The 21,523-nt window shown below is 69.2% G+C and carries 21 protein-coding genes; 10 read left to right on the top strand and 11 right to left on the bottom strand.

Going from position 1 to position 21,523, the window contains the following annotated elements:
• Window positions 1-112: 112 nt before the first annotated feature.
• The 3 genes from ADL25_RS40210 to ADL25_RS40200 all read left to right on the top strand — a co-directional run bounded on the left by ADL25_RS40210 (window position 113) and on the right by ADL25_RS40200 (window position 2,186).
• Window positions 113-910 carry a COG4280 domain-containing protein gene (locus ADL25_RS40210; RefSeq protein WP_059132884.1) on the top strand — a complete coding sequence of 266 codons (798 nt, stop codon included), beginning with the start codon at window positions 113-115 and terminating at the stop codon, window positions 908-910.
• Window positions 907-1,125, top strand: a complete 219-nt coding sequence (locus ADL25_RS40205) for a hypothetical protein (protein WP_059132883.1) — start codon at window positions 907-909, stop codon at window positions 1,123-1,125. Before ADL25_RS40210 ends, ADL25_RS40205 begins: the two co-directional genes overlap by 4 nt.
• A 134-nt stretch (window positions 1,126-1,259) precedes the next feature.
• On the top strand, window positions 1,260-2,186 hold the full coding sequence (locus ADL25_RS40200; protein WP_059132882.1) for a MurR/RpiR family transcriptional regulator: 927 nt from the start codon (window positions 1,260-1,262) through the stop codon (window positions 2,184-2,186).
• 25 nt (window positions 2,187-2,211) lie between these two features.
• Here the strand turns inward: ADL25_RS40200 and ADL25_RS40195 are convergent, their stop codons facing one another.
• The 8 genes from ADL25_RS40195 to ADL25_RS40160 form a co-directional block, all read right to left on the bottom strand.
• Window positions 2,212-2,799, bottom strand: a complete 588-nt coding sequence (locus ADL25_RS40195) for a Chromate resistance protein ChrB (RefSeq protein ID WP_059132881.1) — start codon at window positions 2,797-2,799, stop codon at window positions 2,212-2,214.
• Between the two features lie 9 nt (window positions 2,800-2,808).
• Window positions 2,809-4,656 carry an FAD-binding protein gene (locus ADL25_RS40190; protein WP_059132880.1) on the bottom strand — a complete coding sequence of 616 codons (1,848 nt, stop codon included), beginning with the start codon at window positions 4,654-4,656 and terminating at the stop codon, window positions 2,809-2,811.
• Window positions 4,653-5,372, bottom strand: coding sequence for a VIT1/CCC1 transporter family protein (locus tag ADL25_RS40185; protein WP_059132879.1), 720 nt, complete (start codon window positions 5,370-5,372; stop codon window positions 4,653-4,655). The genes ADL25_RS40190 and ADL25_RS40185 overlap by 4 nt, the downstream gene beginning before the upstream one ends.
• Window positions 5,373-5,460: 88 nt before the next feature.
• Window positions 5,461-6,297, bottom strand: a complete 837-nt coding sequence (locus tag ADL25_RS40180) for an ABC transporter ATP-binding protein (RefSeq protein WP_059132878.1) — start codon at window positions 6,295-6,297, stop codon at window positions 5,461-5,463.
• A 9-nt stretch (window positions 6,298-6,306) separates the two neighbouring features.
• Window positions 6,307-7,335, bottom strand: a complete 1,029-nt coding sequence (locus ADL25_RS40175; protein WP_199839297.1) for a FecCD family ABC transporter permease — start codon at window positions 7,333-7,335, stop codon at window positions 6,307-6,309.
• Entirely contained in the window at window positions 7,332-8,384 is a 1,053-nt protein-coding gene (locus tag ADL25_RS40170; RefSeq protein ID WP_059132877.1) for a FecCD family ABC transporter permease, read from the bottom strand. The genes ADL25_RS40175 and ADL25_RS40170 overlap by 4 nt, the downstream gene beginning before the upstream one ends.
• Complete coding sequence (locus ADL25_RS40165) at window positions 8,381-9,421, bottom strand: ABC transporter substrate-binding protein (RefSeq protein ID WP_059132876.1); 1,041 nt, start codon at window positions 9,419-9,421, stop codon at window positions 8,381-8,383. Before ADL25_RS40165 ends, ADL25_RS40170 begins: the two co-directional genes overlap by 4 nt.
• A 56-nt stretch (window positions 9,422-9,477) precedes the next feature.
• A complete protein-coding gene (locus ADL25_RS40160; RefSeq protein WP_063805845.1) occupies window positions 9,478-10,662 on the bottom strand; it encodes a C45 family autoproteolytic acyltransferase/hydolase in 1,185 nt (394 codons plus the stop codon).
• 302 nt (window positions 10,663-10,964) lie between these two features.
• Between ADL25_RS40160 and ADL25_RS40155 the strand changes: the two genes are divergently transcribed.
• The 3 genes from ADL25_RS40155 (at window position 10,965) to ADL25_RS40145 (ending at window position 15,127) form a co-directional block, all read left to right on the top strand.
• The gene (locus ADL25_RS40155) at window positions 10,965-12,419 is read left to right on the top strand and encodes a TldD/PmbA family protein (protein WP_059132875.1); all 1,455 of its coding nucleotides are present in this window, start codon (window positions 10,965-10,967) and stop codon (window positions 12,417-12,419) included.
• Window positions 12,416-13,741, top strand: coding sequence for a metallopeptidase TldD-related protein (locus tag ADL25_RS40150; RefSeq protein WP_059132874.1), 1,326 nt, complete (start codon window positions 12,416-12,418; stop codon window positions 13,739-13,741). Before ADL25_RS40155 ends, ADL25_RS40150 begins: the two co-directional genes overlap by 4 nt.
• Before the next feature lie 207 nt (window positions 13,742-13,948).
• Window positions 13,949-15,127 carry a GDSL-type esterase/lipase family protein gene (locus tag ADL25_RS40145; protein WP_059132873.1) on the top strand — a complete coding sequence of 393 codons (1,179 nt, stop codon included), beginning with the start codon at window positions 13,949-13,951 and terminating at the stop codon, window positions 15,125-15,127.
• Window positions 15,128-15,133: 6 nt separating this feature from the next.
• Here the strand turns inward: ADL25_RS40145 and ADL25_RS40140 are convergent, their stop codons facing one another.
• Window positions 15,134-15,982, bottom strand: a complete 849-nt coding sequence (locus ADL25_RS40140) for a PHB depolymerase family esterase (RefSeq protein WP_234381249.1) — start codon at window positions 15,980-15,982, stop codon at window positions 15,134-15,136.
• 176 nt (window positions 15,983-16,158) lie between these two features.
• Between ADL25_RS40140 and ADL25_RS40135 the strand changes: the two genes are divergently transcribed.
• From ADL25_RS40135 to ADL25_RS49465, 4 genes are all read left to right on the top strand, one after another.
• Window positions 16,159-17,238, top strand: a complete 1,080-nt coding sequence (locus ADL25_RS40135; protein WP_059132872.1) for an isocitrate/isopropylmalate dehydrogenase family protein — start codon at window positions 16,159-16,161, stop codon at window positions 17,236-17,238.
• Entirely contained in the window at window positions 17,235-18,641 is a 1,407-nt protein-coding gene (locus ADL25_RS40130; RefSeq protein WP_059132871.1) for an NAD-dependent succinate-semialdehyde dehydrogenase, read from the top strand. Before ADL25_RS40135 ends, ADL25_RS40130 begins: the two co-directional genes overlap by 4 nt.
• Entirely contained in the window at window positions 18,638-19,111 is a 474-nt protein-coding gene (locus tag ADL25_RS40125; protein WP_079050920.1) for a cupin domain-containing protein, read from the top strand. The genes ADL25_RS40130 and ADL25_RS40125 overlap by 4 nt, the downstream gene beginning before the upstream one ends.
• 193 nt (window positions 19,112-19,304) lie before the next feature.
• Window positions 19,305-19,442: a hypothetical protein gene (locus ADL25_RS49465; RefSeq protein ID WP_159045125.1), complete on the top strand. Its 138-nt coding sequence runs from the start codon at window positions 19,305-19,307 to the stop codon at window positions 19,440-19,442.
• Window positions 19,443-20,154: 712 nt separating this feature from the next.
• Here the strand turns inward: ADL25_RS49465 and ADL25_RS49460 are convergent.
• Together ADL25_RS49460 and ADL25_RS40115 are read right to left on the bottom strand one after the other, a co-directional pair.
• Window positions 20,155-20,316 (bottom strand): hypothetical protein, encoded by a 162-nt coding sequence (locus tag ADL25_RS49460; protein ID WP_159045124.1) that lies wholly within the window; start codon window positions 20,314-20,316, stop codon window positions 20,155-20,157.
• Window positions 20,317-21,093: 777 nt separating this feature from the next.
• Window positions 21,094-21,523 (bottom strand): TetR family transcriptional regulator C-terminal domain-containing protein (locus tag ADL25_RS40115; protein ID WP_199839296.1); only part of this gene is annotated, 430 nt, incomplete at its 5' end.

Genomic DNA, 21,523 nt, shown 5'->3' with positions numbered 1-21,523 from the left:
TGCTTCCCGTCTCCCGGACAGGGGCGGTTCCATTATTGACAACATATGTTGCATGTAACTAGCGTAACAATGCAGCAGATGCTGCAAACTTGACCCAAGGAGAGGAGCCGCCATGGATGCGGCAACCTGGGGACTCATCACCGCGACTTTCGTCGCCTGCTTCGTGGAAATGGTCGAAGCGACGACGATCGTCATGGCGATGGGCTACACCCGAAGCTGGCGCTCGGCACTCACCGGAGTGGCCGCCGCCCTGGCAGTACTCGCCGTGGTCACATCGATCGCCGGTTATGCGCTCGGGCGCTGGTTCCCCGAAGCCGCGTTGCAACTGGTCATCGGCGGCCTACTGTTGATATTCGGCCTGCAGTGGCTGAGGAAGGCGATCCTCCGCTCGTCGGGCCGCAAAGCCGTCCACGACGAGGACGCGATCTACCGCGAGGAGGTCGAGGCGGCCAAGTCGGCGGGACACAGCGCCGGCCGGCTCGACATGTTCTCCTTCATGGTCTCCTTCAAGGGCGTGTTCCTCGAAGGCATGGAGGTCGTCTTCATCGTCATCACCTTCGGCCTGAACGCGGACAACGTGCCCGCGGCCAGCGTGGGCGCCGCGGCCGCGGTGGTCATCGTGCTTGGCATCGCGTTCGCGGTGCGCCGCCCGCTGTCGATGATCGACGAGAACCTGCTCAAGTACGGCGTCGGGCTGCTGCTCGCCTCCTTCGGCACCTACTGGGCAGTGGAGGGGATCGGCATCTTCCGCGCCGGCCAGGAGAGCCTGGAATGGCCGGGCCACGACGTGGCGATCGTCGGCCTGCTGATGGTGTGGTTCCTCCTAAGCCGGGTCTTCGTGAGCGCCCTGCGCACCCCCCGCACCAGCACACCGGCCCTTGCCGGTCCGTTCGAGGAGAACGTGCGATGAGGTTCCTGAAGTCCTTCGGGCAGTTCTGGTACGACTTCGTCATCGGCGACGACTGGAAGATCGCGGTCGCCGTGGTGCTGGCCCTGGCCGTCCTGCTGGCGGTCCTCTCGCTCGGACTGTTCGGGGACGCCACCCTCGCCGTGGTCGGCGGCGTCCTGCTGGTGGGCGCCTTCTCTGTCAGCCTGGCCATCGACGTGAGGCCGACCAAGTCGTGAAACATGCGGTACGGCACGGTGGGTGGGCCCGGCAAGGACTCCGGGCCCACCCCTCGACACTTTGTCGTGAACCGGCTAGTGCGCGTAGTATCCGCTACAGCCCGTTCGCCGGTGAACCGAGGAGAGCCGCAGCCGTGACGTCCGCTGCCCGCAAACTGCCCACTCTGCAGGAGCGAGTGACTGCACGCTACGAGTCGCTCACTCCCACCGAGCGCAAGGTCGCCACCTATCTGTGCGAACATCCCCAGCAGGCGGCATTCTCCTCCGCGGAGGAGATCGCCACGGCCACCGGCACCAGTGACGCCAGTGTCGTACGCACCGCCAAGTCCCTCGGGTTCGACGGGCTTCCGGGCCTCAAGCGCACCCTCCAGGAGCACCTCGGCACCCTGCTGACGCCGACCCACCTGCTGCACAACACGATCAGCAACTTCAGCGAGGGCCCCGAGGGTGTGGTGGGCAGTCTGCTCGCCGAGCGGGCCGACCTGCTCAACGAACTGGGGCGCACTCTCGACCCGGCAGACTTCCGCCGGGCAGTGGAGCTGATCGCGGGCGCCCACGAGACGCTGGTGTGGGGCCTGGGCGGGGACGCGAGCCTCGTCGAGTACACCGTGACCCGGCTCAACCGGCTCGGCTACCGCGCCCGGCCGGCCTCCGACACCGGTTTCCAGCTCGTGGACAGGCTGCTGCCACTCGGACCCGACGACGTGGTCCTCATCATCGCGCAGAACCGCATCCGGCCCGAGCTGGAAGTGACCCTCCAGCACGCCGCGGACACGGGAGCAAGCACCGTCCTGCTGACCGATACCCTGCGCGAGGCGCTGGACGAGTGGACCGACGCCGTGCTGACCGCCCCGACGGGCCGGCCGGAGATGTACGGCGGCCAGAGTATGTTCCTGATCGTGCTGGAGGCGCTCACCTTGGCCGTGGCGGCGCGCGACGAGGAGCGGGCCATCCGCACCTTCGACAAACGCAACCAGCTCAGGGAGCTGCTCGACGCCCGCTTCGCGGCGCGGGCACACGAACGCAACGGCACCCGCAAGGGGGGACGGCGCCGCACCTGAGCCGCCGCCCGGCTGGGGCCGCGGCTTATCCCGCCTCGCCGTCCGTCCGTTCATAGACGTCCGCCTCGAACTCCTCCAGCATCCGCTCGCACTCGGCGACCTTCTGCCGGGCGAGCTCCTTGCCGTCGGCACTCATCCAGTCCCGCGCCTCGACCTTGTGCAGCCAGCGCTTGAGCTTCTCGAGGTCCTGGCGGATCTCCTCTGCCTCCTCGAAGGTGTAGTTGTCGCGGTAGCGCTCGAACTCGATCTCCTTGAAGAACTTGGTCTCGCACTCCTCGACGATCTCCGCGTACTCCTTCGCCGACTGGCCGCGCAGGCCCTCTACGAACTGGACGCGGGCGTCCTCTTCGACATCGGCGAGGGTCAGGAAGACGCTGGAGCCGCCCAGTTCGTCGATGCGCTCGCGGATCCGGCTCAGCTTCTCCCTGAGCTCCCCGCGGTCGGGCAGCACACACACCGCCTGCTGCACATAGAACCCGCCCAGCCTCTTCAGCTGCCGCCACACCGCTACGCGCGCCCCCGACGACTCGTTGGGCACGCGGTAGATCAGCAGCAGCCAGGGGCCCTGCGTCGGATCCGTGGCAGGGGGCTCGGTGCGGGTGTCGATGGCCATGTCGCAAGGCTAATCTCCTCGCTCGGCGGGGAGCCCACCGGTCAGTCGCCGGCGCTTGTCCAGGGCCGCGCACAGCACCTCCACGGCCGCCGCCCAGTCGGCGACGATCCCGATGTCGCACCGCTCGAAGACGGGTGCACCGGCGTCGTGGTTGACGGCCAGCACGGTCACCGCTCGGTCCACCCCGCTCATGTGGTTGGTGCTGCCGGAGATGCCCAGCGCGAGGTACAGCTCGGGTGCGACAGCGCGCGCCGTGACCCCCAGCTGGCGTGAGTGCGGCAGCCGGCCGGTGTCGGTCACCTTGCGGGTGGCGGCGAGCTCGGCGTCCAGCAGCAGGCGCAGCGGCTCCAGCTCGGCGTACCGGCCCGGATCCACCCCCTGTCCGATGCCGATGACGACCCGGGCACGCTCCAGCGCGTCGTAGTTTGCGTCCGGCTCGAGCGGTCCTGCCCGCAGGGTCGGGTCCGGGGGCACGTCCAGCTGCCGCATGGGCAGCGGCCCGGCGTCGGTACGCGGTGTGCGCAGCGGCAGGCTTCCGGTGCGCAGGGTCGCGATCTGCACGGAGCTGAGGCTGTCGATCTCCGCAAGGGTCGACTGGCCCGACGGCTTCGTTCCGACCAGCCACGGACCGAGGCCGTCGTCGCGGGTCTCCACTGCAACGAGATCGGACATCAGCCCGCTGTCCAGACGTACGGCGAGCCGGCCCAGCACCTCGCGCTCCCACGAGCGGGCTGAGCTGAGCAGCGCGGACGGACGGCCATGCTCCATGATCCACACGTGCAGGGCGGCCGCTGCCGACCGGGGCGCGTCACTGCTCAGCACGAGCAGCTCGTCGGCCCCCCACGCCCCGAAGTTGCGGGTGTCGGCGCCCGGCAGGACGACGGCGGTGACCCGGGCGCCGAAGCCTGCGGCCACGGCCGCCGCCTCGCCCAGGAGCGCTCGGGGCTCGGCCGTCTCCGGCGGCCCGGTCAGCGCCACGATCCGCTCGAACGGCGTGCCGCGGCGCCGCGGCGGCACGGGCTCGCGGGCGGCCGCGGCTGCCGGCTCCGTCCGCGACTGCCAGAGATCGAGGGCCTGCTCCACCTGCTCGTCAAGGGTGCCGGACAGCACCACCGGGGTGCGCACCCGCGCCTGGCGACGTGCCCCTGTCACCCGGGTCGGGCTGGTCACGGGGCCGGTTTGCCCGAGTTCCCGCCGTGACACCGTACGGATTCGGTCGGTGCCGGGCCACATGTCGGACGACGCCTTGGCCCCGCGGCACGAACGCTCGGCGACGGCGACCACGGCCGGCAGCGCCACCCGCGCCGCGCGCCGTCCCTCCTCGGACTGGAGCGTGGCGCGCAGCACGCGGGCTCCGCCCTCCTCGGCGACGTCGATGTCGAGGGCCGCCCCGACGAACGGCAGGCCGAGCAGTTCGGCCACCATGGGGCCGATGGCGGTGGTGTTGCCGTCCACGGAACTGCGTCCGACGAGGATCACTTCGGCGTCGGTGTGCGTTTCGAGCGCCGCGGCCAGTGCCTTGGCCGTCACGAGGCAGTCGGCGCCGGCCCAGCCTGGATCGGTCAGGTGCAGGGCGCTCTGCACCCCGCAGGCGAGCGCTTCGCGCAGCACGTCCACGGCGCGGGGCGGTCCCATCGTGACGGCGGTGCTGTGGCCGCCGGGCCCGGCCGCGAGCCGGACCGCCTGGGTCACAGCACGCCGGCACCAGGGGTTCATCTCCGTGTCCTGGCCGGTGCGTCTGAGGCGTCCGACCGGATCGAGATCGCCGGAGCCACCGTCCAACGGAACCTGCTTGACCAGAGCAACGACGCGCAGTCCCCGCGCCGCACCGCCGGGGGGTATCAGTGGATCGGTCATGAAACGCCCGTTCCCACCAGCAGACCGACGCCGTAGGTCACCGCGGCGGACAGACCACCGAGCAGCAATTGGCGCCGTCCGCCGAACCACATGGGGCGTGCGGTCAGGCGGGCTATGCCGCCGCCGGTCACGACCAGTGCCACGGCGCTGATCAACAGTGCCGGAACGATGCCCGAGGCTCCGAGGAAGAACGGCAGCAGCGGTATGAGGGCGCCGACCGCGAAGGCCGCGAACGACGAGGCGGCCGCCGTCCACGGCGAGGGCAGGTCGTCGGGATCGATGCCGAGTTCCTCGCGCACATGCACGCGCCAGGCCACATCGGGTTGGGCGGTGATCTCGCGTGCGACCTCGGCGGCCAGTTCCGGGCGCAGCCCCTTGTCCTCGTAGATCAGGGTGAGTTCGCGGAGTTCCTCGTCGGGGTTGGCCTCCAGTTCGCGCCGCTCGGTGGCGATCTCGTCACGGGCCAGATCGCACTGCGAGGACACCGACGTGTACTCGCCGGTGGCCATCGAGCAGGCACCGGCGACCAGTCCGGCCAGGCCTGTGAGAATCACGGCCTGCGCCGATGCGCCGCCGCCGACCACGCCGGCGACGAGCGAGAAGTTGGAGACGAGGCCGTCCATCACGCCGAAGGTGGCGGGGCGCAGCCAACCACCGGTCACGTCCCGGTGGGCGTGATGCAGTTCGGGCATACGGCTGTCGACGGTCGATGACATGCGTGTGTGATCCGTTCTCGTGGCGCGCAGGGCGTACGGAGGGAAGGGACGGGATGAGGTGAGGGGGCGAGGGCGGCGGCGACGTTGTTCAGGTGGCGCCGGCCGTCGCCTTGGCGCCCCGCCGTCCGGGCGCGGGCCGCGCCACCCGTTCCTGGCGGACGGGGATGCACAACGGCTTGCCGCTGACGGGGTGGTCCACGACCCGTGACTCCACGCCGAAGACGTGGTGGATGAGTTCGGGCGTGAGGACCTCGAAGGGAGTGCCCTCGGCGACGAGCGCGCCTGCGTGCATCACGAAGATGTGGTCGGCGTACTCCGCGGCCATGTTGAAGTCGTGCAGGACCATCGCGATCGTCGTGCCGTGGTCGCGGTTGAGGTCCGCGAGCAGGTCCAGCACCTCCAGCTGGTAGGCGACGTCGAGATAGGTGGTGGGCTCGTCCAGCAGGATGATGTCGGTCTCCTGGGCGAGGCAGAGGGCGATCCACACCCGCTGCCGCTGACCGCCGGAGAGCTGGTCCACATGGGCGTGCCGCATCTCGGCGACGCCGGTGACCTCCATGGCCCACTCCACGGCCTCGCGGTCCGCCTCGGAGGGGACCTTCAGCGAGGAGCGGTGCGGATGGCGGCCGAAGCACACGAGGTCTTCGATGGTGATGCCTTCTGGGGCGGTGAGGACCTGAGGAAGGATCGCCAGCAGCCGGGCCACTTCCCGCGTCGGGGTCTTCTGGATGGATTTGCCGTCGAGCACGACCTGGCCCGTACGCGGCGGCAGCAGCCGGGCCAGCGCGCGCAGCGCCGTGCTCTTACCGCAGCCATTGGGGCCGATCAGGACGCTCACCTTGCCGTCCGGGATGCTCAGGCTGAGGTCCTCCGCGATCACGCGGGTGTCGTAGGCGAGTTGCGCGTTTTGCGCCTGCAGTCTCATCGGTCGCTCCTACTTGCCCAGCTTGACCAGCAGATAGAGGAAGTACGGTCCGCCGATGACGGCAGTGACCACGCCTGCGGGGATCTCCAGGGGCGCGGCGATGCCGCGGCCTACCGTGTCGGCGAGCAGCATCAGCAGCACGCCGATCATGGCCGCGGCCGACAGCAGCACCACATGACGTCCGCCGACCAGGCGCCGGGCGATGTGCGGTGCGATCAGTCCGACGAAGGTGATGGTCCCGGCGACGGCGACACACACGCTGGCGAGCGCCACGCCGAGCAGCAGCAGATTGCGGCGGGTGCGTTCCACCGGTTCACCGAGCCCGGTCGCCAGGTCGTCGCCGAGGCCGAGGACGTCGAGGCGGTGCGCCATCACCAGCACCGCGGGCACGAGCACCGCGATCCACGGCAGGGCCATCCAGACGGTGTCCATCGACCGTCCGAAGAGGCTGCCGGTGAGCCAGATCAGGGAGGCGTTGACGTCCAGCGGATATTTGACGAGCAGATAGCGGATGCCCGCCTCGAAGGTGGCGCTGACGGCGATGCCCACCAGCGCGAGCCGGACCGGGGAGACTCCACGCCGATAGGCGAAGAGGTACACCAGTCCCGCGCCCACCACTCCACCGGCGAAGGCCGCCAGCGGGACCAGGGCGACGGAGGCGCCAGGCAGGGTCAGCACGAGGAGCATGCCGGCGAACCCCGCGCCCTTGGTCACACCGATGATGTCGGGGGCGGCCAGCGGGTTGCGGACCACGCCTTGCATCACCCCGCCGGAGACGGCGAGGCCGATGCCCACCACCCAGCACAGCAGCACCCGTGGCAACTGAAAGTCAAGGACGACCTCGGCTCCATCGGTGGTGCGCTGTCCGGACAGTGCGGCCAGGACGTCCGAGAACGGGATCCGCGTGGCGCCGATCGTCAGGCTGACGAGGGTGCAGACCACGGCCAGGGCGAGCAGCGAGCCGACCAGGATCCAGGGTCTGCGGGCCGCGACGGCGGTACGGCGCACGGGCCGTCCCATCGCTACGTTGACGGTCATCGCGTCACCTTCTGCCGTCGGGCGAGGTAGATGAAGATCGGCGCCCCCACCAGGGCGGTCACCACGCCTGTGGGTACCTCGAAGGGCGGGTTCACGTAGCGGGAGCCGATGTCGGCGTAGACGGTGAGGACGGCGCCGACCAGCATCGAGACGGGCAGGACGCGAAGGTAGTTGGAGCCGACCAGTTTGCGTGTGATGTGCGGGGCGATCAGTCCGATGAAGGCGATCGGTCCGGCCACCGCGACCGAGGCACCGCACAGCACGATCACGACGGCGGCGCCGAACGCACGTGTGCGCTCCACGTGTTGGCCCAGGCCGCGGGCCATGTCCTCGCCGAGGGCGAGAATGTTGAGCGACTTGGCGAGGGCGAGGGCGACCAGCAGCCCTGCCGCGGTCCAGGGCAGTACGGTGCCGATGTCGTGCCACTGGGCGAAGTTGACGCCGCCGACCAGCCAGAAGAGCACCGACTGGGTGTCGTTCTCATGGAAGATCACGAGTACCTGGGTGAGGGAGACCAACAGGGTGCTCGCCGTCACTCCGGCCAGGGCGAGCCGGACCGGGCTGACCTTGCCCGTTCCCATGCCCGCCAGGACCATCACGGTGATGCCCGCCGCCGCTGCGCCGCCGAAAGCGAGGAGGATGGAGGGGGCCCCGGCCATGGTCGGCACAATGGTGATAGCCGCGACGACGACCATCGCCGCGCCTGAGTTGACGCCCATGATGTCGGGCGAGGCGATGGGGTTGGCCGTGATCGCCTGCATCACCGCGCCGGACACCGCCAGGTTGGCGCCGACCAGGGCCGCGAGCAGGACCCGTGGCAGCCGAATGGTGCGCACGATCTGGTCGGCCGGGGAGTCGGCCGAGAACCAGGAGTGCACCACGGACGACCAGCTGATCTGTTCGCTGCCGATCGACAGGGCCCACAGGATGCCGACGGTCAGCAGGGCCACTCCCACGACGGCGACGGCCGCGACGACGATGCCGGGGCCCCGTCCCTGGCCGGCGTCGCCGGCCAGGGACGGCCGCATCGCGGCGGTGGTGGCGTTCATGAGGCGGGGAAGAGCTTCTCGGTCGCCTCGCGCGCGATCAACTCGGCGGCGAGGGTGCCCCGGCCCTTGGACCAGACGTTGCCGTCGACCACGTACGTCTTGTTGTTCTTGACGGACGGGATCTGCTTCCACAGCTGGCTGGACTGCCACTGGTCGCTCAGCGTCTTGGGCGTGTTGCGCGCCATGAACAGCACCTCGGGCGCGAGTGTGACCATGGACTCCAGGGTCATGCTCAAGGTGGCGTCCTGTCCCTTGGTCGAAGGCACTGTCGTCAGTCCGAGCCCACGCAGCACGGTGGGGGCGAAGGCCCGCTGGGTCTGGGCGCTGACACCTTTGTCGTAGGTGATGGCGAAGACGATCCTGCGCTTGTCATCGGCGGGGATCTTGGCCTTGAGGTCGGCCATGGCCTTCTTGTGCTTGTCGAGTGCGGCGGTCATCTTGTCGCACTCGCCGACCGCTTCGCCGACCACGACCTCGCTCTGCATGACTCGCTCGTAGTCGGCGGCGTTGCTACCCAGGGCCACCGTCGGGGCGATCTTCTGCAGCTGCTTGTAGAGGGCTGCGTCGCGCTGGCTGTCGGCGAGGATGAGGTCGGGTTTGAGGGATTTGATGACCTGGAGGTTCGGCGACTGCCGCAGACCGACCGAGGTGTAGTCGCCCACTGCGTCGCGCAGCTGCTTGATGATCCGGTCCGGCTTCCCGTCGTCCGCGATGCCGATGGGCTTGACGCCGGCGTTCACCAGCGCGTCCACGAAGGAGAATTCGAGAGCGACGACGCGCTTGGGCTTGCCGGTGATCGTGGTGGTGCCGAGGTCGTGCTTGATGGGGCGGCTGTTCTGGCCGCAGATGGCGTCGTTCGCCTCGGCCTTGGGCTGGGCGGCGGCCTCGCCGCCGCCTTTGGCGGTGTCGTCCTTGACGGCGGATCCGGTGGATCCTGCGGTGCCACCGCAGGCAGCGGTGAGGACGGCGAGGGCGAGCGCGGCGCCGAGTGTCGCTGCGGATCGTCTCGGCGAACGGAGAGGGAAGGGACGGGACATCGAGGCTCCAGGGGTGAGGGACGGGGACGTGGCGTGCGGGTGCCTTCGTCGCGCGGTCAGCCCGCGTGGGCGGCCGCGTGCGGAGCGGGCGATGAGGAGGCGCCCGATGCCGGGCGAGTCGGTGCCTCTGGCCCGTCGTAGATGTTCCAGGGCACCCGGACGTAGTCGTTCTCGCACGGGAGTCCCGCGGTCAGCAGGTACTCGCCGGTGCTGAGGTCCACCAGGCTGGAGACGACCGTCTGGTAGCGGTCGGCCTCGTGCCGCCGTGGATCGGCGTGCTGGCACACCGAGTTGGGGTGGGCGAAGTGGTCGCTCATCACGTCGTGCACGAGGGCACGCAACCGGGCGCCGGATGTGACCGACCGGGCGGCCTGGAGCCCCTTCTCGACGCGGGGGACACGGAAGAGCGAGTCAACGGAGAAGGGCCGGTAGGTCTTCTCGATCTGGGGCGGGACGAAGGCCTGGAAGTGGTTGCCGTGGACCAGGACTCCGTGCGTGGGGTACATCCAGCCGTGCCGGCCCGGGGTGGTCTCCAGGTCGATCGCGAATCCGTCGCGATGGGTGATCAGGAGGTTGCTGGGGGCGGACTGGGTGACTTGGAACGCGGCCTGCAGGGCGTCGTACACGTCCCAGGACTCGAGGATCTTGCGGCGGACGAAGGTGCCGGGCACGCTGAGTCCGGCGTCGAATCCGCCACCGAGTCCATTGGCGTTCAGGCCGATTCCGGCCGAGTTGGCGCCGTGCCGGCCGATCTGCCCGGCCTCGGTCTGGGTGATGAGGGTCGGTCGCCCGGGCTGCTGAACGCGCAGCACGACGACGGTGTTCGCCACCTGCTCGCGCCAGTCCCAGTTCTGACCGCACAGCACATGCTCAAGGCCGTTCGCCTCTTCCAGCAGGGCGAAAGAGGTGCAGCCCTCGTCGGCCTTGTCGTCGAAGGGGTTGGACTGGCTCAGTTCGAAGCGGGCGTTGAGGGCGAGGATCTCCTCGAAGTCGCGTCCGGCGCCTTCGGCGATCCCGCGGATCTCGTCCAGGATGCCCGGGAGGTAGTCGTCGATGAGCGGTATCCAGGCGCGTGCCCGGGCCGTGGCCTCGGTCCACTGAAGTCCGGCGGTACGCAGGAACAGGTCCGCGTAGAAGTCGATGGAGCGCTCTATCAGTTCGCGCGCGGCCACGCCGTACTGTCGGCCGCGCTCTTGGGGGTCGGCACTCGTCAGGTCGATGAAGAGGAGTTGCTCGGGCATGAGAACTTCCTGGGGCGAGTGAGGCGCGCTGTCCGCCGTCGGTTCGATTGCAAGAAGGGCCAGATCAACCGGGAGTTGGCCTCGCCGGGTGGTGGCACTGTAGTAACCACTACAAGGTGAGTCAACACCTGTAGTGAAACACTTCAAAACCTTCTGAAGCACTTGCGACACTCATTGTCAACGTCTGTAGCGAACGCTACCTTCGAGAAGTGCCCGGCCTTCTGGAGCCCTTGTGCACCTCACGCCCGGTGCCCGCTCGGCACTGCCCGACGCTGCACCCCGATCGAAGGGTAAGACACACTGTGAAAGACACAGCCGAGACGGTCCTGGGTCTGCTGCCCAGGGACGTCGCATACGCGGACGTCCGCGTCGTCGAGCGCACCCACGAACTGGTCCTTGTCGAACACGAGGGCCCTGGCGACGTCATGCGGGAGAACTCGCTAGGCGTCGGCGTCCGCGTCGTCATCGGCGGTCAGTGGGGCTTCGCGGCCACTCACCGCCTGGACCTCAAGGGTCTTACGGCCGCGGTCTCCGAAGCCGTCGCACAGGCCCGCGCCGCCGACGGCGGAGCTAAGATCGCGCTCGGTCAGCCGGTCACCACCCGCGCCCGATGGTCCTCCCCGATGGCCGTCGACCCCTTTACGGTGCCGCTGTCAGGCAAGCTCGACCTGCTCGCCGCAGCCGTTGCCGAGGCACGCACCGCCGGGCCGCTGCTGCGCCAGATCGAGGCCTCGATGGACTTCTTCCGCGACGACAAGGTCTTCGCCAACACCGAGGGCGCCCTGATCGAACAGACCATCACCGAAAGCGGCGCCGGCCTGATGGCAGTCGCCTCCGATTACGACGACGTCCAGCGGCGCTCGTTCCCGCAGGCCGTGCCCCGCTCGATCCGCGGGCAGCGCGGGCAGTTCGCCACCGCGGGCTACGAGCACATCCCCGCCCTGCGCCTGGTGGAGGAGGCCGCCCGGGTCGGAGCCGATGCCGTCGCCCTGCTGTCCGCCCCGCAGTGCCCCGACCAGAACAGCACGCTGGTCGTCACCGGCGCCCAACTCGCCATGCTGCTGCACGAGTGCGCCGGCCACCCGATGGAGGCCGACCGGGCCCTGGGCTCCGAGGTCAGCCTCGCGGGCGGCACCTACGCCTCGCCCGAGCGCCGCGGCACCTTCCGCTTCGGCTCCCCCATCGTCTCCGTCCACGCCGACGCCACCATCCCCGGGGCCCTGGGTAGTTACGCGTACGACGACGAGGGCGTCGCCGCGCAGCGCACCGAACTCGTCAAGGACGGTGTCTTCACCGGCTACCTCTCCGGCCGGGAGTCGGCCGCGACGCTCGGCCAGGAGTCCTCGGGAGCAGCCCGCGCCGACGGCTGGCAGCGCATCCCCCTGGTCCGGATGACCAACCTCTGCCTGGAACCGGGGGACTCATCGCTCGCCGAGATGATCGACGGCACCAAGCGCGGTGTGCTGATGGACATGACCAAGAGCGTCTCCATCGACGACCAGCGGCTTTCCTTCCGGCTGGGCGCCGAGGCGGGCTGGGAGATCCGCGACGGAAAGCTCGGCCGGCTGCTGAAGAACTGCACCTACAGCGGTGTCACACCCAGATTCTGGGCCGACTGCGACGCCCTGGGCAACCGCGACGAGTTCCAGGTCCACGGCATCCCCTCCTGCAACAAGGGCGAGCCGCTCCAGGTCGCCCACATCGGGCACGGCACGGTCCCGGCCCGCTTCCGTAGCGTCCAGATAGGCACCCGATGAGCATCGATCACCGCCAGGTCCAGTCCGCGCTCGACATCATGGGGCCGGGCACCCATGTCGACCTCTCCCAGGAACGCACCGGCCTGCTGCGCTACGCCCGTTCCCGGGTCACCGCCCAGCACAGCGAGGAGCGCCTGCGCGTGCGGGTGCGCCTCACCGAGGGCGGCAGAACCGCTCTGGGCACCCTGGAGACCCTCGAACCCACCGAGGTCAAGGCCCTCTGCGACCGGCTCCGCTCCGCACTGGCCCTGCTTCCGGCGCACTCCGACGAGCCCGACGCCTCCCCTCGTAGCGCCTCCGGCACCGACCCCGTGGCGCCCAAGGTGGCCGCCGCCACGCTCGGCGCCGGACCGGCCGACCGCCATGCGTGGTTCAGCGCCGTGCGGGACGGCCTGGCCGGCACGGCCCAGTTGGGAGGGTCCATCCGGCACGACGTGATCCACCGGGTGGTTGCCGACCACAGCGGCCTGTACCGCAAGGAGACCCTCACCAAGGCGTCGCTGCAGGCGGTCGCCGAGCGCGACGGTAGATCGTCGAGCGTGCGTCTCGTTCACCGGGACGCCGCGCGTATCGACCCCACCGACGTGGCCCGCCGGCTCCTTGACGACCTGACCGACCTGCCGGAACGCACGCCCGTCCGCGGTACGTTCCGGGTTCTGCTCCGGCCTCAGGCAGTGGTCACCCTGCTGGCCACGTACGGCTATGTAGCCCTGGGCGCCGCCGGATACGCCGAAGGACGCACCGCGGTTGCCGGCCGCATGGGCAGCAGGGTGACCAGCGACCTGCTCACCATCACCGACGACGGCACCGACCCGGCCGGCCTCGCCAGCGGCTTCGATCCGGAGGGCACGCCGCGCCGGCTGACCCGACTGGTCGACAACGGTGTGCTCACCGGCGTGGTGTCGGACCTCAGGCGCGCCGATGTGACGGGCGGCTCGTCCACCGGCCACGCGGTGCCAGCCGGCTGGCGCTTCGGTGCCGATCCCTCACCGTCGCACCTCCTCCTTGCGGGCGGCGAGAACACCGAGGAGGAGCTCGCCGCCGTCTGCGGCACCGGACTGGTGATCAGCCGCCTCGACTACCTGCGCATTCTGCATCCCAAGGACACTCTCGTCACCGGTACGACGCGGGACGCCACGTACTGGATCCACGACGGCGAACCGGTGGCCTGGCAGCCGTCGGTGCGACTCACCTTCCGCATGGACGAGGTGCTCGACACCGTGCTGGCCGTCGGCAGCCGCCGTGAGCGCGGCGAGGCCGTGTTCATGGAGAGTGTCGTGGCACCCGCGCTGCTGGTGGACGCCGGCCCGATCAGTCTGTGACCACCCCAGCGCTCCGCGCGGGCTCCAGCCCGGCCACGAGACGTGCGCAGTACCGTCCTGCGACACCGGGCGAAGGGCCTGCCCTCTCCCCCGCCACGCCGGACAGCCGACCGGTCGGCCACGGTGCCTGCAGCGACGCAGCCGTCACAGGGCGGCGGACACCCGCGGCTTGAACCACCAGGACCTCGAGAGCAGGAGACATGGCCGATGCGCGACGTACCCCTGGCCGGCGGGCCAGTCCTGTTCAGAGGGGCACTTGACCTGGAGCAGTTTCCCGGCGGCGGACTGCTGCCACGACGGCTGCCAGCCTGGACGCGACAGCAGTACCCGGACGCCTTCATGGACTTCGTGGCGGCCATGCCCTCGGGCGTGCGACTGGCCTTCCGCACCGCCGCCCGGACGCTGGAGCTCGACCTGCTCACCACCATCCGCCACTTCGACGGATCGGCCGCGCCCGCACCTGCCGGAATGCTCGAACTCGTCGTGGACGGACGGCTCGTGGCGCAGGCGGACGCTCCCGTGGGCCGGGTGCTGCGGCTCGCCCATGCCCGGGCTGCGGCACGCGAGGTCCCGGGTGAGCCGGGCACCGTACGGTTTCCGGGGCTGGCCGAGGGCATGAAGGAGATCGAGCTGTGGCTGCCCCAGCAGACCCCGTGCGAGCTCCTCGCCCTGCGCGCCGACGCGCAGGTGTCGCCGCCCGAGCCGTCCGGCCGGCCCCGCTGGGTGCACCACGGCAGCTCGATCAGCCATTGCACCCAGGCCGACGGACCCACCGGCACCTGGCCCGCGGTGGCGGCCGCGCTGGGCCGGCTGGACCCGGTGAACCTGGGCATGGCGGGCAACGGCATGCTGGATCCGTACGTCGCCCGGACGATCCGTGAACTGCGGGCCGACCTGATCAGCCTCAAGCTGGGCGTGAACCCCGTGCTCAAGGCCGCGTTCAAGCGGCGCACGTTCGTTCCCGCGGTGCACGGCTTCCTCGACACCGTGCGTGACGGCCACCCGGACACCCCACTCCTGGTCGTCTCGCCGGTGTTCTGCCCACGCCTGGAATCGGTCGCTCCGGGCGCCGCGGTGGCTGCAGGCTTCGGTGCGGAGTACACGAAGGCCGGTGATGGCATGCCGGACAAGGAGCCGGGGGATCCCGGCGAGGCAGGTCTCGCCCCGCTGACCCTGGCCATGGTCCGCGAGGCGCTGGAGTCCATCGTGCTGAGCCGGCGAAGCGGCGGCGACCCCCATCTGCACTACCTCGACGGGCGTGAACTGCTGGGCCCACGGGACGCCGCGGACATGCCGGACGGCATCCATCCCAATGCCGCCGGCTACCGGAGGATGGGCGAGCGCTTCGCCGAGCGTGTGCTGGGTGGCGGCGGCGTGTTCGCCTGAGGCGGGTCAGGCGCTTCGGCCGGCTCCCGAAGGCTCGAGGATACCGGCGAAGAAACGCTGCACGTGCGGCAGCGCCGCCGAACCGCTGTGCCCCATGCCCGGTATGAGGTCGAAGCGTACGCGGATGCCGTGCTGCTCCCAGTTGTCGCGCAGGGCCAACATGCGCTCAATCCGGGTGTCGCCGCCGACGTCGAGCCCGGGTTCGGCGATCTCCCACGTGTCCGTGTCGGCGTCACCGACGAGCATCTGCACCGGCACCGTACGCAGGACGCCGAGGTCGATCTCTCGGCCGAATCGCTCGGCGACGTCGGCGGTACCAAGCCACCATGGCGCCTCGGGGTTGATGCGGGTGATGCGGCCCGGAGCGCCCACGGACAAGGCGGTCAGGCGCTCGGGGTGCAGATAGGCGAACCGGTGGGCGAACTGGCCGCCGCCGGAAAAGCCATGCAGCAGGAAGCGGGCGGTGTCGACGGTGTAGCGGCTGCCGATCTGCTCGACGATGTCCAGCAGGACCGTGTCGTAGCGGATGCCCTGGTGCAGGAGCCGCTTGTAGCCGTGCAGGTCCTCCGGATCGGCGACGCCCGCCGGGAACAGCGGCGCGAGCACGATGCAGCCGTGCTCCTCGGCGAAGTCGCGGAAATGGGTGCGGTACCGCTCCGCAAGGCGGTTGGTGCCGTGCACGACGACGACCAAGGGCAGCGGCTCGGTGGCCTGCTGGTGTGCGGTCGGCACGTAAAGGCAGTAAGAGAAGCGCTGGTCGCTCTGGAGGGCGAAGAACGCGGTGACGCCGGAGTGGAAGAACTCCGTCGGGTGCAAAATCCGGGCGCCCGACGTGGCGGGCTGCGATGTCTTCAACGGTTTTCCTTTCGGCGCGGGTTGCCACGACGCCTATCTGTAGCATATGTATCAACATGGCAACCAGACCGTAGTGGATACTACAACCGCTGGGCCGCGGCACACCCGGCACCGCTGCGGGGCGCGACCGCAGTGAACTGACAGAACGTCAATAACACCTTTGAGAAAGGCAGTCCGTGAAGATCCTGGTCCTGCCCGGCGACGGCATAGGCCCCGAGATCACGAGTGCGACACTCGATGTGCTCGAGACCGCCGACAAGCGGCTCGGTCTCGACCTGACCTACGAGACCCACAACATCGGCCTCGCCTCCCTGGCGGTATCCGGCACCACACTGCCGGACACCGTGCTGCAACGCGTGCCCCTGGTGGACGGAGTGCTACTCGGCCCCGTCTCGCACTACGAATACCCCCCACGCATCGAGGGCGGCATCAACCCCTCGGCAGAGCTGCGCACCAGCTTCGAACTGTTCGCGAACATCCGCCCCTGCCGCTCCCGCCCCGGGCTAAGCATCTTGCGAACCCCGATGGACCTGGTCATCGTGCGAGAGAACACCGAGGGCTTCTACTCCGACCGCAACATGCACGCCGGCAGCGGCGAGTTCATGCCCGACCCCGACCTCGCGCTGTCGGTCCGCAAGGTCAGCGCGCGGGCCAGTGCAAGGATCGCGCGGGCCGCCTTCGAACTCGCCAGGGGCCGCCGCCACAAGGTCACCGCCGTCCACAAGGCCAACGTCGTGAAGCTGTCCGACGGACTGTTCCTGCGCGAGGTGCGCAAGGTCGCGGCCGAGTTCCCCGACGTCGAACTCGAAGAGCTGATCGTGGACGCCACCGCGGCGCTGCTGATCCGCAGTCCCGAGCGGTTCGACGTGGTCGTCACCACCAACATGTTCGGCGACATCCTCTCAGACGAGGCCTCGGAGCTATCCGGCAGCCTGGGCCTGGGCGGCTCCGTCAACGCCAGCGACACGATCTGCGTCGCCCAGGCCCAGCACGGCTCCGCCCCCGACATCGCAGGGCAGGGCATCGCCAACCCCACGTCCTTGATCCTCTCCGCCGCCATGCTCCTGGACTGGCGGAGCCACCGGGACGGCGACGACCGACTGCGCCGCGCCGCCGCGATGATCAGCGGCGCAGTGGACGTCGTGCTGGACGATCCCGCCACCCGGACCCGCGACATCGGCGGTCACTTGGGCACCGCAGAGTACGCGGCCGCAGTCTGCCACGCCGTCAAGAACGCACCGGAGGGCACCTCGTGATCGTTTCGACCAATCCGGCCACGGGCAGCAAACTCGCCCGCTACGCACCACACTCGGAAAAGGAGATGGAGGCAGTCCTGGCCGGCGCTGTTGCCGCCCAGGCCGACTGGCGCCAGCGCACCGTAACGGAACGCGCCCCATTGCTAGAACGACTGGCCGACGTGCTACGGCAGAACAAGGACGCCTACGCACGACTGATCACCGCCGAGATGGGCAAGCCCATCGGCCAGGCCGAGGCCGAGATCGAGAAGTGCGCCGTCACCTGCGAGTACTACGCCGAGCACGCCGCCGCCCATCTGGCGGACCGCCCCGTGGACTCGGACGCCGCCGAAAGCGCCGTGGTGTACGACCCGCTGGGCGTAGTGCTCGCGGTGATGCCATGGAACTACCCCTTCTGGCAGTTCATCCGCTGCGCCGCACCGGCTCTCGCCGCCGGCAACGCAGTTGTGCTCAAACACGCCAACAACGTGCCACGGTGCGCCCTCGCCGTCGAACAAGCGATACGGGAGGCCGGGGCGCCCGAGGGCTTGTGCCGCACCCTGCTGGTCGAGGTCGACCGGGTCGCCGGCATCGTGGCCGACCCGCGTATCGCAGCGGTCAGTCTCACCGGCTCCACCGGGGTCGGCGCGATCGTCGCGTCCCAGGCAGCCGCCGCGTTGAAGAAGCAGGTCCTGGAACTCGGCGGCTCCGATCCATTCGTGGTCCTGGCCGACGCGGACGTAGCGCAGGCCGCTGCGACCGCCGTCACCTCCCGGTTCGTCAACGCCGGGCAGAGCTGCGTCAACGCCAAGCGATTCATCGTCGAGCAGGCCGTGGCCAAGGAGTTCGCCGCCGCGTTCACCCGGGGTGCCGAGGCCCTGATCGTCGGAGATCCGACGGACCACGCCACGAACATCGGCCCCATGGCCCGCGCTGATCTGCGCGAGACGCTCCACAATCAGGTCGAACGGAGCATCGCCGCGGGGGCCGAACTGAAGCTCGGCGGCCGGCCGGTGGACGGCCCCGGCTGGTTCTACCCGCCGACCGTCCTCGACCACGTGACACCAGGCATGCCCGCCTTCGACGAGGAGACCTTCGGCCCGGTCGCCGCCATCACCCGGGTGGCCACCGCCGAGGAGGCCATCGCCCTGGCAAACCGCACGGAGTACGGGCTGGCAGCCACGTTGTGGACCGGCGAGCTGAGCCGGGCCCGAACGCTCATACGCCGGCTGGACGCAGGGGCCGTCTTCGTCAATGGCATGGTGGCATCCGATGCACGACTGCCCTTCGGCGGCATCAAGAAGTCCGGCTACGGCCGTGAGCTGGGCGCCGAAGGCATCCGCGAGTTCGTCAACGTGAAGACGGTATGGATCGGCCCCACCACGGACAACCGTCCCGCCTCGAAGGGAGCAACACCCCGATGACTACCCCGAACACAAACGGCTCGCGTGAAAAGTCCGCGTCCGGCCACCGCTGCGGCACCTTCCCTCCGGCCGTGCTGCACCCCACCGATCTGCCCGGCTTCGAGCGCGGCGGCGGGGCCAGCACCACACCCCTGGTCACCAGCGCGCTCGGCGCACAGGTCTTCATCAACGGAATCACCCTGTTCGCACCCGGTGCGGGCATCCCCCTGCACACCCACAACTGTGCCGAGAGCGTGGTCATCCTCGAGGGCTGCGCAATCGTCGACATCGACGGCACCGAGCACCAGTTGACCCGGCTCGACACCACCTACGTCGCCGCCGGGACCCCCCACCGCTTCCGCAACGCCTCCGCCACCGAGCCCATGCGAATCCTGTGGACCTACGCGTCCGTGGATGCCACCCGCACCATCGTGGAGACGGGAGCGACCGCTCGGATCGACGCCGAACACATGAAGCCAGGGGACGAGTAACCGGTCACGAAGCGTGGAGCCGGGGCGAGTCGGAGGTGCCGGGCACAAAAGACGCCGGCCAATTGATCGCAGGTACCTATGCGATCCTCTTCGTAGTACTCGATCTCGCGCACAACGCCTCTACGTCCAGACCACGGTCCGGCAACACTCCAGTGATGGCTTCAGCGTTTAGATCGGCCCAGCGAAGATCGCAATGTATCTGCAGCGGTATCACGACGTGGCGATCAGCACGTCCGGCGTCTGGCGGATCTTGAAGAAAGTGGGTCTGAACCGGCTGCCGGCCTCGCAGCGCTACGAGCACCGCTCCATCCGCTGGAAGCCCTACGAGTAGCCCCGGTCACCAGCTGCAGGTCGACGTGAAGTTCATCGGGCCGCTTGGTCAGAGCGGCCGCAAGAGGCGCTACTAACACCACTATCGACGACTGCACCCGCCTGAGGGCGCTGTGCGCCTACTGCCGCAATGACCAGAAACCCGCGATCCAGGAGTCCGTCAGGGAGGAGCCCGCCAACCAAAAGGTCCCCCGACTACCCCTCTACGCACCCCGTAGTAAAAGCGTCGCGCCGCTGGCATCCGGCCGCACCTCGATCACGCGATCAGGTCTGCACGACGTGGCTGACGGAAACGTCTGCGGGCCAGCCTAGGTTTGCCGCCAGGGGTTACTCGCCCCTGGCGGAGTCACTGCCCGCGCGCACGCGGCACAGAAGTGGCCCACTGCGGCGGCAGAGCATCGCGGACCATTGCCACGATGGCTCCGGTGCGGAAGGGAGCCCGGCGGACGACCTCTTGCGTCCGGCTCTCCACGAGTGGGGATACAACGCGGGACGCCATGGCCGGGAAAACCCGGAAGCAGAAGCCAAGGTTTTGGCATGGGTGGAACGCAACGCGCCGGCGGTAGTCGGTCTGGATAGCGCGCAGCGTGTACGTATCGTGAACTGGATGTGCGCAGCGTCGCTGCGCAGCCACGAGCGCGGGCGCCACTGGACGCTATCCGTTCTCAAGGGCCGCACGGTGCCCACCTCGTCGCGTTCTTCGCATGCATCTACTACGCCGCGATGCGTCCGGAACGCAGAAGTGCGAAGCCCGCCCGCCCGAACATCTGCCCTTGAGCATTTTGATCCGGTGGAAGTGCCGACATGGTCAATCCGGTGATGACGGCGTTGATGTCCCGGTCGATGCCGGCCGCGAGGGTGAGGAGGCTGGGCATGTCGTCTTGCCGGACGGCGTCGAGCCGCTCCGGAAGACGCTTGCGCTGGCGCTCGGAGAGCGTGGTCGCAAAGGACCGGACGTAGCGGGTGAGAGTTTCGAGCCAGGGGGCACTGGGCGCGGACGGTCTTGAGCGGGAGCTTTTCGGGCGCGGTGAGTGCTTCCGGGCGGCTGAAGATCCATCCGGAGACCGTCCGGGGCGAGGGTGGCCGGGCGGTACTGGTCCCGGTGAGGTGCGCTTCTTGCGCGGGTAGGCACCGACGCGCTAGCAGCTGCCCTTGTAGCCGAGCGGCACGATCTCTTCCCACAGCTTCCACACGTTGGTGAAACCCTCGTTCTACCGGTCGTCCGGGCAGGGCTTGGAATCATTGAGGACCGAGGGCCCGTTGTGCCACTGGCCGATGAACAGGTCCTTTGGCTTCGAGTCGGGGGCGAACCGTTTGACGGTGTACCGGCCCATGCCGAGCTGCCGCTGGACTGAACGCAGGCTGTGTCTTGCTTCCAGGAGTGCGTGAACGGCGGCGTGCCAGGCCTTGTTGCGGTCGGTGAACCGCTGCCCGGTCGGCCACGAACCGGACGGCTCTACTTCCGGGGCTGACCCAGGTTCGGGGGGAAGACGTCCCTCGCAGACCGGGGTGACCCACTGCCCGCCACAAGCATCTGCAGGAGTGACCAGGTAACGCCGCCCGCCCGATCGGGGCGGATGGCCGGTCCTGGCCCCGGCGACGCGGCCCCGCGTTTCTGCCGTCCGTCTTACCCCGCGTTTCTGCCGTCCGTCCTACCGTGCGAGGAGCCGCCCCTGCCCACCGCCGGCGTCCTCACGGCCGGCACGGTCTCCGGTCTCGTGCATGACGCTGCTGGCCTGCGGTGCAATGACGTCGGCGTCGGGATACGTTGCGAAGGTCTGCAGGTAGTCGATGGCTGTCTGCAGTGCATCTTTCAGTGGACCGATGTTCCGTGCGACCTGGGCGAGGAGCGTGCCGCCCTGGAAGGCGGCAAGGAGCAGGTTGGCCAGCCGTGCGGGGTCTGCTTCGGCGCTGATGCGGCCGTGCTGCTGCATGCGCTCGATTCCCTCGCGGAAGGTGTCCCTCCACTGGTCGAACGCGTTCGCGAGCTGGTCGTGGACGTCGAGGTCCGTCTTGACGATCTCGCTCGCCAGGGAGCCGAGGCTGCAGCCTTCCTGGTAGACGTGCTCGTAGCCGATGTAG

The sequence above is a fragment of the Streptomyces sp. NRRL F-5122 genome (assembly GCF_001507435.1).
Classification (GTDB): Bacteria; Actinomycetota; Actinomycetes; order Streptomycetales; family Streptomycetaceae; genus Streptomyces; species Streptomyces lannensis.
The sequence above is the reverse complement of the archived record's forward strand: the minus strand, read 5'-3'. Positions and strand labels throughout refer to the sequence as shown.